At 64.4% G+C, this 12,980-nt stretch carries 11 protein-coding genes; all 11 read right to left on the bottom strand.

What is annotated here, in order from left to right:
* Window positions 1–3: 3 nt before the first annotated feature.
* On the bottom strand, window positions 4–1,116 hold the full coding sequence (locus Q8P46_10260; protein MDP2620541.1) for a hypothetical protein: 1,113 nt from the start codon (window positions 1,114–1,116) through the stop codon (window positions 4–6).
* A 42-nt stretch (window positions 1,117–1,158) separates the two neighbouring features.
* Window positions 1,159–2,268, bottom strand: coding sequence for a hypothetical protein (locus Q8P46_10265; protein MDP2620542.1), 1,110 nt, complete (start codon window positions 2,266–2,268; stop codon window positions 1,159–1,161).
* 188 nt (window positions 2,269–2,456) lie between these two features.
* Complete coding sequence (locus tag Q8P46_10270) at window positions 2,457–3,449, bottom strand: LysR substrate-binding domain-containing protein (protein MDP2620543.1); 993 nt, start codon at window positions 3,447–3,449, stop codon at window positions 2,457–2,459.
* A gap of 84 nt (window positions 3,450–3,533) precedes the next feature.
* Window positions 3,534–5,573, bottom strand: a complete 2,040-nt coding sequence (locus Q8P46_10275) for a tripartite tricarboxylate transporter permease (protein MDP2620544.1) — start codon at window positions 5,571–5,573, stop codon at window positions 3,534–3,536.
* A 248-nt stretch (window positions 5,574–5,821) separates the two neighbouring features.
* Window positions 5,822–7,600: a thiamine pyrophosphate-binding protein gene (locus Q8P46_10280; protein ID MDP2620545.1), complete on the bottom strand. Its 1,779-nt coding sequence runs from the start codon at window positions 7,598–7,600 to the stop codon at window positions 5,822–5,824.
* Window positions 7,601–7,677: 77 nt separating this feature from the next.
* Complete coding sequence (locus Q8P46_10285) at window positions 7,678–8,634, bottom strand: NAD(P)-binding domain-containing protein (GenBank protein ID MDP2620546.1); 957 nt, start codon at window positions 8,632–8,634, stop codon at window positions 7,678–7,680.
* 33 nt (window positions 8,635–8,667) lie between these two features.
* Window positions 8,668–9,945 (bottom strand): tripartite tricarboxylate transporter substrate-binding protein, encoded by a 1,278-nt coding sequence (locus tag Q8P46_10290; GenBank protein ID MDP2620547.1) that lies wholly within the window; start codon window positions 9,943–9,945, stop codon window positions 8,668–8,670.
* 282 nt (window positions 9,946–10,227) lie between these two features.
* Window positions 10,228–10,995 carry a sulfite exporter TauE/SafE family protein gene (locus tag Q8P46_10295; GenBank protein ID MDP2620548.1) on the bottom strand — a complete coding sequence of 256 codons (768 nt, stop codon included), beginning with the start codon at window positions 10,993–10,995 and terminating at the stop codon, window positions 10,228–10,230.
* A 3-nt stretch (window positions 10,996–10,998) separates the two neighbouring features.
* On the bottom strand, window positions 10,999–11,499 hold the full coding sequence (locus Q8P46_10300; GenBank protein MDP2620549.1) for a permease: 501 nt from the start codon (window positions 11,497–11,499) through the stop codon (window positions 10,999–11,001).
* A gap of 4 nt (window positions 11,500–11,503) precedes the next feature.
* Entirely contained in the window at window positions 11,504–12,082 is a 579-nt protein-coding gene (locus Q8P46_10305; GenBank protein MDP2620550.1) for a permease, read from the bottom strand.
* Window positions 12,083–12,164: 82 nt separating this feature from the next.
* Window positions 12,165–12,980: UbiD family decarboxylase (locus tag Q8P46_10310; GenBank protein ID MDP2620551.1), on the bottom strand; the 816-nt coding region annotated here is incomplete at its 5' end.

Raw genomic sequence — 12,980 nt, forward strand, 5'->3', positions numbered from 1 at the left:
GCTTCAGACTGATGCACGGCGATAGGCCGATTCATCAATAAATTCGCCCATGCGCGATTTGACCCCGTTCTTGCGCAGTTCCTCCAGATAGATCATGTGAATCCGCGGGTCCTGATTCTCGTACTCGATCTGGTTGCCGCCATCGAGCACGCTCTTGTCGACGCCGCCCGAGAACAGGCCCATCTTCGAGGCCGTGAAGGGATAGCGCAGGCTACCCAGCGCCACCGCCAGGTAGCGGGACGGCTCCTCCGCCGTGTTGTAGTGCTGATGATACATCATGTCGGGCGGCGCGAAGACGACGCCGTGCTGCCAGTCGACGCGCCTGAAGTCCTCGTCGCCCTCGTACCACAGCAGCGAATAGCCATGGCCGGTGACGGTATAGACGTGGAAGTCGGGGCCGTGGCGGTGGCCCTTCTTGTAGGTGCCGACCGGCATCTCCGAGGAATGGGCGTGCATGGTGCCGTCGGCGAGGATGAACTTCATGTTCGACGAGCCGCCGCCGCGCGCTTCCCAGGTCTTCAATTCGAACCTGGCGAGGTCGGGGACGAAATTGGTCTCCCACATGTGCCGACCCGGCCGCTTGGGTATGAAATCGCCCTCGCCGGAGAAATAGCCTTCCTTGCCCTCGCGGTCCTTGAATTGGAAGTCGTTGTTGAAGACGAAATCGTCATTGTGGAAGACATTCATGACGATCGGCGAGTTGTTGGTCGAGGCGAGCCTGGCGCGCTCCCGGCCGGAGCCGTTGAAATGCTGGTAGGTGGCGTTCAGCGGCAGGGCGAACAGGCTTTTCGGCCCCCATTCGAAATGGTGGCTGCGGCCGTCGGCCGTCTCGATCCGCGTCGAGCCGTGGCCGGACAGAACGTAGATCACCTCCTCGAACAGGTGGCGCTGCGGCGCCGACTTGGCGCCCGGCGGCAAGTCGATGATGAACACGGAGACGAAATCGCCGCGCCCTTTGAGGTGCGCGATGACTCCGTCGGTGTCGAACCGGGGCCAAGGCCCGGTCTCGACCTTGATGAGATCGATGCCGAAACCCTCAACGACCGGCACGCCCTCGCCCGCGACCCAGTCCAGATAAGGGTCGTACAGAAATCTCGGTTCGTTGCTCTCACTCATCGTCCGCCCTCCGGCCGTTGTGAATTGGTCAGCAGGCGAAGCTCATGCGGTCACCTTCTGATAGGGCGATTCATCGATGAACTCGGACATTTTCGACTCCACGCCGTGCTTGTGCAGCTCCTCCAGATAGATGCCGTGGATGCGCGGGTCCTGGTCCTCGTATTCGATCTGGGCGCCGCCATCGCGGATGTTGACGTCCATACCCATGAAGATGTCCTTCTTCTCCTGGGTCGTCGGGTAGCGCAGGCCGCCCAAGGCGGTGGCCAGATAGCGGGCCTTGTAGGGGCTGGTGTTGAAGTGCTGGTGGAACATGCCGTCCGGCGGCGCGAACACCACGCCATGGCCCCAGTCGACGCGGACGAAGTCCTTGTCGCCCTCGTACCACAAGAGTGAATAGCCCTCGCCTTTGACGCAGCAGACATGAAAGTCGGCGCCGTGCCGATGGCCCTTCTTGTAGGTGCCGACCGGCATCTCGGAGATATGCGCGTGCATGGTGCCGTCGGCGAGCACGAACATCATGTTGGATCCGCCGGCGCCGCGGGCCGCCCAGTGCTGCAGCTCGAACTCGGCGAGGTCGGAGATGAAATTCGTCTCCCACATATGCCGGCCCGGCCGCTTGGGTATGAAGTCGCCCTCGCCGGAGAAATAGCCCTCCTTGCCCTCCCGGTCGACGAACCGGTACGGGTTCTGGAAGATGAACTCGTCATTGTGGAACAGGTTGATGACCAGTGGCAGATTGTTGGTCGAGGCGAGCCTGGCACGCTCCTGGCCGGAGCCGTTGAAATGCTGATATTTGGCGTTGAGCGGCAGCGCGAACAGGCTCTTCGGTCCCCATTCGAAATGGTGCGTGCGCCCGTCATGGGTCTCGATGGTGGTCGAGCCGTGGCCGTCGAGGACGTAGATCACTTCCTCGAACAAGTGGCTCTGCGGCGCCGATTTGGCGCCCGGATCGAGGTCGATCACGAACATGGTGACGAAGTCGCCGCGCCCCTTCAGATGCACGAGCGCGCCCTTGGCATCGAACCAGCCCCATGGCTTGGTTTTGACTTTCGTCAGGTCGACGCCGAAGTCCTCAACGATAGGGATGCCTTGATTTCCCGCCCAGTCCAAATAGGGATCAAACAAAAATCTCGGCTCTGAAGTTTCGGCCATGGGTGAGCTTCCTCTCAATCTCGTGCGCTGTGTGATGGTGCAACGGTGCCCTCAAAGGCCATCGCGCCGCCGGGTAAGGGGCAGCTTCGAATACTGACCATTAGCGGCTCGCCAAGTGACGCGCAAAGACAAAAAATCGATACGAATTAGATGCATGCCTTATATCGTTATCCCATCGTTCATGGCGTTCAGCCCTGATGGGCTGCGACAGCGGCGCCGGCGCGCCGCCGCCCTCTGGCCGGCCGTTTGTCGGTTTTGACCACCGGCCACCACGACCAGCTGCCGCCGGCGATCTCGCGCTTGACCTGCTGGCGGATAAGGTCGTTGAGAATGGCGAAGGCTTTCGACGTCGGCCGGCGGCGGGCATGGACGACATAGAGCGTGCGCACCAGATCCGGCTCGACGATACGGCTGGCGGCGAGGCGCTTGTCGACAACCTCGCTGCGCACTGCTCCCATCGGCAGCACCGTATAGCAGACCTTGTGCTCGGCCAGCTCCTTCATGGTCTGGACGGAATCGATCTCGAGATAGATTTGCAGCTCGATATTGCTCCTGTTGGCTGCCTCCTCGACCAGGTGGCGCAACATGTAGGGCGCGCTCGGCAGCACCAAGGGCAGTTTGGAGAGCGCGGCAAACGGCACCGTATCGCGCCCTGCGGTGATCCCGTCGGGCGGGCCAATGACGAACAGATCCTCCGTCAGCAGCGGCTCCAGCAGCAGCCCGCGCGTCGAGGACGGATTGTAGGTGAAGGCAAGGTCGAGCCTGTCGCTGGCCACCCATTCGACCAGGACCTCGCTGAGGCCCTCGGCGATGCGCAGGCTCACATTGGGGCAGGCCTCGTGATACTTCTCGACCAGGGTGGCACCGAGGATAAGGCTCACCGTCGGCGTCAGGCCGATGGCCACCTTGCCGCGCGGGGAGGCGGCGATGTCAGCGATCTCGTGCTTGGCCCGCTCGATCTGGCGCAGGATGATGCCGGCATGCTCATAGAGGAGCTGACCGGCCTCCGTCGGCGTGACTCCGCGGGCGTGGCGGTTGAGCAGCTTGACGCCCAGCTCGTCCTCGAGTTGGCGCACCTGAAGGCCGAGCGCCGGCTGGGCGATGCGAAGGTGCCGCGAGGCCTCGCTGAAGCTCTTGCGTTCGACGATGCGCTGAAAATAGCGCAGCTGGCGGACGTCCATGAGGGCCTTTCCAGAAATACAATATCGGTATGTCTAATACACCGACCATAGTGTTTCCGTCTAGCCAAAAGACGCCCTGTGCGCTCAGAACAGCCCATAAGCGTAGCGCAGGTCGGGCAACAGGTCGCCGATGATGGCGCGCGGCCACGGAATCCTGAGCAAATAGTCGAACAGCACGAAGTTGAAGGCCGTGATTGACGCCGCCACGGCCGCCACCTGTGACCAGCGCTCGTTGCCGTCGACGCGCATGTACAGCACGATGAACAGGAACAGAGCCGGCAACATGCCGATCAGGTAAATGCCCAGATACAGGCCGAGTATCCAAACCAGGAACACCGTGGCGCGCCGGGCGACCAGAGCGACTGCGGCACCGGCATCGTCGACCTCCACGTCGAGGCTCATCCGTTTCGGCTTGCTCGGGTCCGATACCGCCGGTCTGCGGAACACGTAATTGAGAAGGCTCATGCCGGCCATGATGAGGGCCGTCGTGCCCATGATCAGCGGCGCAATGTTGGCGGCAAAATCCCACCCCGTGGCGATGACGACCAGGAACCCGACAAAGGCCAGGAACGCTAGGTAGAACACGACCTGCGGATCGAACCGGGGTGGCGCCAGGTTGGTCAGCAGCGCGCCGAGGCCGCCTTCGGCGCGGATCTCCCTGAGCAGCGGGCGCAGGAACCCGAGCAGGGCCAGCGCCAGCAAGACGACGACGACGGGCCGCGCCAGCCATTCCCAGCCATAGCGTCCCACCGAGATGAACAAGTAGCGCTCGACGATACCGCCGAGCACAAAGCCGATCATCAGGGGCGGGCGCGGCCAGCGGAAGCGCTTCATCCCCCACCCCAACAGGCCGAAAAAGAACAGCACCCACAGATCGCCCCAGTTGCGCGAGCCCTGGAAGGCGCCGATGACGATCAGCGTGACGATGATCGGGGTGATGATCGAGTAGCGCACCAGGGCGACCTTGGCGAACTGGTTGGAGAAGGCGAAGCAGATGCCGGCGCCGAGGATGTTGGCGAGCGCCACGCTCCACACCATCGAGTAGGTGACGTCGAGATGCGTGCTCAACATGGCCGGCCCCGGGATCAGGCCGTGGATCAGGAAGGCGCCGAGCAGGATCGCCATCGAGGCGGAGCCGGGCACGCCGAAGGCGATGGTCGGCACCAGGGCGCCGCCCTCCTTGGCGTTGTTGGAGCCTTCCGAGGCGAGGACGCCGCGCACGTCGCCGGTGCCGAAGGTCTTCTCCGCCCCTTTCTCGGTCCGCGCCGCATGTCCGTAGGCGATCCAGTCGATGACCGAGGCGCCGATGCCGGGGACGGAGCCGAGGCCAGCGCCGATGAAGGCGACGCGTATCACCAGCCACCAGTTGCGGAACGTATCCTTGACCCCCTGCCACTGACCGGAGCGGGAATCGATTTTGGTATCGCCGGCGATGCGCCGGCGCGCGATCACCATGTCGGCGAGCTCGGGCAGGGCGAAGAGGCCGAGGGTCAACGGAACCAGGGGAATGCCGTCCCACAGATAAAGCGAACCGAATGTCCAGCGCAGGGTGCTGGTCTGTGGGCCGGCGCCAACCATCGCCATCGTCAGCCCGAAGGCAGCGATCGCCAAACCGCGCATCGGCGTTCCACCGCTCAGCACCGCCACCATGGACAGACCGAAAACGGCGAACGCCAAGAGTTCTGGAGACCCAAGGAAAAGAATGACCGGGCGCAGCACCGGCACGCTTATCCCGAGGAGCAAGGCCCCGAAAACGCCGCCTACCATCGAAGCCGAGTAGGCGGCACCGAAAGCGCGGCCCGCCTGGCCCTTCTTGGCCATGGGATGCCCGTCCAGGATCGTCGCCGCCGATCCGACCGTTCCCGGCACCCCGAACAGAACCGCGGGAATCGTGTCCGACGTGGTGGTCACCGATCCCATGCCGAGCAGGAAGGCGAATGCCGAATAGGCGTCCATGTCGAAGGTGAAGGGGAGCAGAAGCGCCATCCCGACGATACCGCCAAGGCCGGGAATAACGCCAAGCGTCAGACCCACCAATACGCCTGCGGAAAGGAACGCCAGGCGATGCGGCTCGATCATGATCGTAAATGCGGTGAATGCTGCGTCGAGAAGGCTGGCGTCCACGTCGTCTCTCCCACTTCCAGGTTCGCTTCCCGGCGGCGCGGGGCCGCGGGACGGGGCGGGGGCACAGTCAGGTACGAACTCACCCCGCCGCTCGGCTCGGAGGCCGGCGCAACCGACGCTCGAAAAAGGTGGGCTGCCGCCGGGCCGCCTCATCGCCCGGTAAGACGGGTTCAGCTATGCCGATACCCCCAGTGCGCGACTCCTTAAGCTTTCCCCCAATTGCGACTGGGACCGATTGCGCTCGGTCCCTAACGTTTTTGCGTGATCGTATCGAGCAGGGCCGGCCGCCCGGACTTGACTTCGGCGATCGCCCGGCGGAGCGCCGGCCCGACCTCGCCCGGCCTGTCGATCGGTCCTTCCGCGTACCAGCCGAAGGAGCGCGCCAATCCGGCGAAATCCGGCTCCGGCCCGAACAGATCCATGCCGATATGGGCCTTCGCCTCGTCGGTGCCGCGCAGTCGTGCCATGAGAATCTGATGCTCCCAGTCGTTGTAGTAGGCGCGGTTGTTATACATCACGATCAGCATCGGAATTTCGTACTTGGTCGCCACCCACAGCGCGCCAGGGTCGAACATCAAATCACCATCGGGCTGGATGTCAACGACAAGCCGTCCCTTTCCTTTATGGGCGAGCGCGACGCCGAGGGAGATTCCAATCTGGGTCGCCGTGCCGAGCGACCGGCCGGGATGTCGCCAGGGGCGGTCGAAATCCCACAATTTGCGGGTCCAGCTCTCGAGCGAGTTGGCGGTCAACACCCAGTCCTCGCTCTTGATAGCGTCCCACACCTCCAGAGCGAGCCGCGGCAACGTGATGGGGCTTGCATCCCAGTTCTCGCGCGCCTGGTGCGCCCAGCCTGCGCGCGCCTTCCGATGCGCCTCGGCAATCTTTTCGCTGCGCCGGGCCAGGCGGTCCTTGAGGCTGCCGCTGCGGCCGATCAGACGACGGCACAGGCGGGTCAGCTCGGGGATGGCGAGTGAAGTGTCGGCGAGGATGCGGATCTCGGCATTGTGCGGGCGCTGGTTTTCCATTGACCAGCCGCTGATCTCCACGTCGCCGAAGCCGATGTCGATCCAATGGCAGCCGGCGGGTACGACGCTCTGCGTCCTGCGCTCGGTCTTGTTGAGCCGCGTCGTCGGCTTTTCCCAATCGCGCACGTCGAGATTCAGGAGCACGTCAGCGTTGGCGAAGACCTCCTTGATCTCACTCATATTGAGGGGGTGGGTGGTGGGGAAGTTGAGCCTGCTGGAGATGTCGACAACGGGTGCGGCAAGCGTCTCGGCGAGCTTGACGAGAGGCTCGAAGGGCTCAGCGCCGCGACCGACGAATTCGGCCATGATCACCGGGTGCTCGGCGGCAACGAGACGTTCGGCCGCCTCGGCCAAGGCCGCCGGATCGGGCGCCATCTTCGTCGGTGCCCAGGCCGCTTCTTTCGGCGACATGGCCACCGCGTGATCAAGCGGCGTCTCCTGCAGCCCGGCATCGTAGCACATGTAAACCGGCCCGGTCGGCTCGGTCATCATGATCGAATAGGCGCGGGAGAAGGATTCGGCAAAGCCGTCGATACTGGCCGGCTGATAGTCCCATTTGGTGTAGTTGCGGACCGCCTCGCCCTGGACATTGGCGGTGTGGATCCAGTCGATGCGGGGGCGGCGCTTGTTCTCGGCCAGCGGCCCGGTGGCGCCGACGATGAACACCGGCGCGCGATCGAGATAGGCGTAGTAGATGGCCATGTTGGCGTGCAGCAGGCCGACCAGATTGTGCAGGATGGCGACCAGCGGCTCTCCCGTCGCCTTGGCGTAGCCGTGCGCGATCTGCACCGCGACCTCCTCGTGCGGGCAGAGCAGCATCTGCGGGCGGTTGCCGCCGTAATTGATCATGGAATCGTGCAGGCCGCGAAAACTCGAACCCGGATTCAAAGGCGCATGGGGGAACTTATAGTGCCGCAGCAAGTCGACGATGACGTCGGACCCCCAGCGCTCCGTGGCAGCGGCGGTTTTGGCCGCGCGTTTGTCCTTGGAATTGCCCATGCTTGCCCCTTTCCGCTTGAACCAGGCTTGCGTTCTATCTCCCAAAGAGGCCGACGGAGCCGATCCGGCTGACGGCACTATCCGCCATGGCCGGCATCTCCCTTGGTAGTGATGTCGCGCCCGAGATAGGGGGCGGCCTCGCCATAGAGTAGGCCCTTGACCGCGTCGGGCGTCAGGGTTTGCACGAGATGGTCGACCTGGCCGAATAACGGCAGGGTCAGCTCGCCCTCGCGGGCGAGCGCCAGCGCGATGTCCATGTCCTTGACCGGCCAGGTGAAACGCGTCGCGTCCCAGTTCTCCAGCGTGCCATTGCGCGCCGGGCATTGCAGCAGCACCTCGCGCAGCATCTGCGCGTCGATGCCGAAACGCTTGGCGATCAGCAGCGCCTCGAAATTGGCCACGCAGTGGGCCCAGTGCAGCATGTTGTTGACGGTCTTGGCGATCTGGCCGCAGCCGAGCGGCCCGATATGGTGGACGGCGCGAGAGTAGCAGTCGAGCACCGGGCGGGCGTCATCGATGTCGGCGGCGCTGCCGCCGCACAGGCTGGCGAGCGTTCCCTCCTCGGCGCCGGAAAGGCCGAAGCAGACCGGCGCGTCGATGACCCGCAGCTCCTTGCGGCCAGCGATCTCGGCGGCCTTGCGCATGGTGTCGGGGTGGACGGTCGCGGCAACCGCGATCAGCGTTCCCTCCGCGCCGTCGACGCTCATCGCCTCGGTCACGTCGAGCACCTGCCGGTCATCGACGACGATGACGACGACCACGTCGGCCGAACGCGCCATTTCGGCCAGCGTCTCGACCGGCTTGATGCCGTCGGCGGCGAGTGCCTCGACCGCCTCGCGGCGAACGTCGTAGGCGAACACCTCGCCTTGGCCCTTACGCCGCGCATGCCCGGCCATCGCAGCGCCCATGGCGCCCACGCCGACAAACCCAGCCTTCATGATTGCCTCACCGTCGTGGCTTGCAGACAGGATCACACCGCCGGAGATGCCAGGCGGCGCGGCGGCGAAGGCCGCCGCAGGAGCGGGGCGGCTCAATCGCCGCCCCGACCACGATGCTCTGTACAGACGTTACTTGCAGGAGACCATCTTGGCCTCGCTGCCGTCTTCACCGGTGAGCTCGGCCTCGCACGTCATCCCGACCGTGATGTTGGCGCGATCGCCGGGCTGGCCGCCGATGGTCAGTTCGGTGCGCGAGCCGCTGATGGCCGCCGACTTGTCGCCAATGTGAATGGCCCGTCCGCCGTCGTCGACCTTGGTGACGGCGCCCGAAATCTTCATCAGCTCGACTTTGGCCTCGGTGACCTCGAGCGTGCCTTCCTTTTCGCTCGCCTCCTTGGCCAGTTGGACCACGTCCTTCGGGGCCTTGTAGAGCTTGGCGATCAGCTCGCCGACACGCTGGCCGGAAACCGGGTTGACCTCAAGGTCCTGCTTCTCCGCGTCGGCGAGAAACTCCGGATCCTTCATGGTGTCCATGAATGCGGTCCGCAACGCCTCGACCCGGTCGGCCGGAACGTCAGGCGGGGCCAGGAACGGCCTGCCGAACTCCTGGCGGGCGAAAATCAGCTCAAGCGCGTCCTTGTCCGCCTGGGTCTTCGCCGCGTCCATGATCAGCGGCACGTCGGGAAGGTCCTCATGCTTGCCGGTCGACATCTGAATGAGAATGTTCAGCTTGCCTTCCTTCAACCAATCGGCCTTGCGCGACTTGGCGCTCGACCAGGAATAGCCGCAACGGCCCTCGACCTCGCCGCGCTCCATGGCGAGCAGCACGTCGTTGCCGCCCGGATAGCCGGTGACCAGCTTCAGCTTGGTGCCGAGCACGTTGTTCATGATCCGCGGGAAGGTGTCGGTGTCGGCGCCTGGGCCGGTGCCACCAACGATCAGCGGCGTGGTCAGCAGATCCTGCCACTTCTTGACCGGCGAGGTGTGCCAGGAGACGCAAACGCTGACCTCGTTGTTGGCCGAGCCGATCCAGTTGATCTTTTGCGGGTCGAATTTTGCTTCCTCGGTGCCGAACAGAGGCTCCATGGGCATGCCGCGCGCGACGATGCCGATCACCGTGCCGTCTTTCGGCAGGATGTTGTAAAGCTCGTTGGTGAGCAACATGCTGCCGGCGCCGGGCCGGTTCTTGACGATGACCGACGGGTTGCTCGGAATGTGCTTGCCGATGTGGCGCGCAACCGTGCGCGCATAGGTATCGTAGCCGCCGCCGGGGCTGTAACCGACATAGATGGTGACCGTCTTGCCGGAATAGAAGTCGGAAACGGCATCGGCGGACGCCGGCGTCGCAAGAAGCGCGAACGCCATCCCGACAATGCCGATAAGTGTTGAAAGCCAGTGCTTTCGCATATCTGCTCCTCCCTTGCCTTAAGGTGCCCGCACGTGGCGGGTTTGGCCTTTCGGCCAATCTTGCGGGGCGTTGCACCGGCCCCATTTCCGGCGCAGCGCCACGATTGAACGAGCCCATTCCCCTCGCTCCGGCTTTTTCGGTGCCATTTGCGATGGGTCGGAACCCTGACAACCAATTTACCCTTCTAGCCTATCGATTAGCAATCGGCCAGCGCAACCACAATGAAAATAAAGCGTTAAGAGCTAAACATTTTGCTTGTACATCGCCACGCCACGAGGATTCTACAGCGCTCGCCCGACCATGCCGATGCCGACCAGCATCAGCAGCACGAGAACGGAGCGAAAGAAGGTTTCAGGAGGAATTCTCCGGCGAATTTGCGCGCCGCCCGCCATGCCGAGCGCCATCGGCACGCACAGCGCCAGACCGGCAAGCACGGTCTCAAGATCCAGAAGACCGCGCATGAAGAGCGATCCGATGAGAAAAAAACCGCAAAAAAGGTAAATCAGGCCGACAAGGCCGACAAACCGTTCGCGCTCAAGCTCGATCGACAACAGAAAGACCATCAATGGCGCGCCGAAAAAGGCCGTCAGTCCGCCGAGAACGCCTGAGGCGAAGCCGGCGACGGGCGCAATCCACGGCTCGGCGGCAGGCCGGATGCGCAGCCGGTAGCGGCTGAGCTGCAGGCCGGTGAAGACGATCACCGACAGCCCCATGATGATCACCAGTTCCCGGGGCTCCAGCAACAGCAACAGCTTGGTTCCGAGCCAGGTGCCCGGCGCCAGACAAAGGATCAGCACCCAGAAACGCGCGCCAACGCGGCGCAGGCGGGCCAGATGGACCTGGACCAGATTGGCCGCGACGACAGGGACGGCTATGAGCGAGACGGCCAGCGGCACGCCGCCGACGACGGCCATCAAAGGGACGGCGACCAGCGGAAAGCCGATACCGAACACGCCCTTGACGAACGCGCCGAGCAGCACCGCCGCGGCGATAAGCGCCCATGCCTCAGGCGACAGGTCCATGGTTAAGTCGAGCCCCGGCCGCAGCATGGTTCACCCCATCACCACGGTCATCAGGAGGCCGGCGAGAATGCCCGAAATCGGCGGCAGCGCGAGCGACACGAGCAGTCGCACCGCCGTAAACTGCCAGCCGAGGAGCGGGATTTCATAGATAATGACCCGGTGCATGGCGAACACCGACCATCCGCTCAGGAACGCCACCAGCTGCGGCACCCCGACGCCGGCCTTGAACAGAGCCAGCGCGATGGGGAAGGAGAGGATCGGCCCGCCGGGAATGATGCCGCCGACCAGCGAGGCCAGGAGGATCCCGCGAAAACCGGCCTCGTCGCCCAGCCATCGCGCGATCACTTCGTTGGGAATTAGGGCGACAAGAATGCCGGCGAGCAGCATCGCCAGGACGATGCGCGGGCCGACCACGAGGGCGTATCGCCAGGCAATCTTCAGGCCGCGGCGGAACGAATCGTCGCTGCGGCGATAGGCGATGACGCCGCAGGCAAGCGCGATCGACCAGAGCACCGTCGTCGTCCACACCATGGCCCTAGCTTTCCGCCTCCTGATCGGCTTCGGCCGGTCCGGCCCAGGCGAAGTTGATGCGCGCCGCGAGAATGCCAGCCAGGATCGGCAATGGAGCACAGGCGAGCACACGGATCAGCGTGAATTCGCCCCCCATCAGCGGCAATTCCCAGACCAGCACGCGCTGCACGCCGAGCAGCGACCAGCCGGTAATGTAGGCGATCAGGCTGCCGCGATGGGCGCCGGAAGCAAACAGGGCGACCAGCAGCGGGAAGGAGGTCATCGGGCCGCCGGGGGTCAGGGCGCCGGCAACCGAGGCGATGACGATGCCCTTCAAGCCGGCCCGGCTGCCGAGCCAGCGCGCCACCAGGTCACGCGGCACCAGCACCTGCACGAAGCCGGCGATGACCAGCGCCGCGCCGATGCGCGGGGCGATTACGATGAGGAAACCGAACTCCTCGACCATCCGGTCGAACAGCACCTCCGGTCCCCGCAGGACATAGCAAATCGCGCCCAGGACCGCGGTCAGGCCGGCGAAGAGGTAGAATGACGGACCGAACAGGCGGTTGCCGCGTTCCTGCTCGCTTCGGTTGGTGCCGCTCATTGCCTGGAACCGGCCTACCTACCGGCGACGGAGCCGGCGGCGGCATCTGGCCGCCGCTCCGCCGCCCATGCCGGCATACGGTTCAGCGGATGAGATGTCCCCATTTCTTGAGGGTCTTTGCCTTGAGCTCGGGGCTGGATTCGGCCACCGGCGGGAACTCGTCGCGCCAATCGAACGGCCGGCAGGCATCGACGATGGCGCGCGAGTTGAAGTTGTCGCCCGCCCGCTTGCGCGGATCGAGGGCGCCGCTCCAGGTCCTGCGGATCGTGTCGATGTCCTCGTCCGGGTCGCAACGGGAGGCGATCGCCCAGATCACGTCGAAGGTGTTGGTCGGATCGATGTCGGCATCGACGACGACGACGAAGCGGCCGAGATAATTGCCAGCGTGGCAGCCGGCGGCGAGTAGGCCGGCCTGCTTGGAATGGCCGGGATATTTCTGGTCGATGGCGATGATGTTGAACAGCCGCCCGCCGCCGGCCTCGTGGCACCAGACCGACTTGACGCCGGGAAGCCCCGCCTTTTCGACCTCGTCCCAGATCATCGCCGACTTGATGACGCATTTGCTGAACGAATAGTCCGACGGCGGCCGGCCGGGACGGGCCATGGTGAGGATCGGGTCGTTGCGGTAATAGACGCGACGCACCCGCACCACCGGGTCTTCGCGTACCGAGCTCGCATAGTAGCCGGTCCACTCGCCGAACGGCCCTTCCGGTCGCAGCTCGTCGGACAGGATCTCGCCCTCCAGTACGATCTCGCCATGGGCCGGCATCGGCAGGCCGTGCAGTTCGCTCTCGACCACGTCGATCGGAATTCCGCGGGGGCCGCCGGAGTGGGAGAACTCGGACAGGCCGTATTCGACCTCGTTGCCGGAGGACAGGAACAGCAAGGGGTCGTGGCC

This window comes from Hyphomicrobiales bacterium (genome assembly GCA_030688605.1).
Taxonomy (GTDB): Bacteria; Pseudomonadota; Alphaproteobacteria; order Rhizobiales; family NORP267; genus JAUYJB01.

Excerpts from the sequence above, each read along its gene's own strand:
- Q8P46_10260 (MDP2620541.1), bottom strand. The coding sequence starts at position 1,116 with ATGAGTGAGAGCAACGAACCGAGATTTCTGTACGACCCTTATCTGGAC.
- Q8P46_10265 (MDP2620542.1), bottom strand. The coding sequence starts at position 2,268 with ATGGCCGAAACTTCAGAGCCGAGATTTTTGTTTGATCCCTATTTGGAC.
- Q8P46_10305 (MDP2620550.1), bottom strand. The coding sequence starts at position 12,082 with ATGAGCGGCACCAACCGAAGCGAGCAGGAACGCGGCAACCGCCTGTTC.
- Q8P46_10270 (MDP2620543.1), bottom strand. The coding sequence starts at position 3,449 with ATGGACGTCCGCCAGCTGCGCTATTTTCAGCGCATCGTCGAACGCAAG.
- Q8P46_10295 (MDP2620548.1), bottom strand. The coding sequence starts at position 10,995 with ATGCTGCGGCCGGGGCTCGACTTAACCATGGACCTGTCGCCTGAGGCA.
- Q8P46_10300 (MDP2620549.1), bottom strand. The coding sequence starts at position 11,499 with ATGGTGTGGACGACGACGGTGCTCTGGTCGATCGCGCTTGCCTGCGGC.
- Q8P46_10280 (MDP2620545.1), bottom strand. The coding sequence starts at position 7,600 with ATGGGCAATTCCAAGGACAAACGCGCGGCCAAAACCGCCGCTGCCACG.
- Q8P46_10290 (MDP2620547.1), bottom strand. The coding sequence starts at position 9,945 with ATGCGAAAGCACTGGCTTTCAACACTTATCGGCATTGTCGGGATGGCG.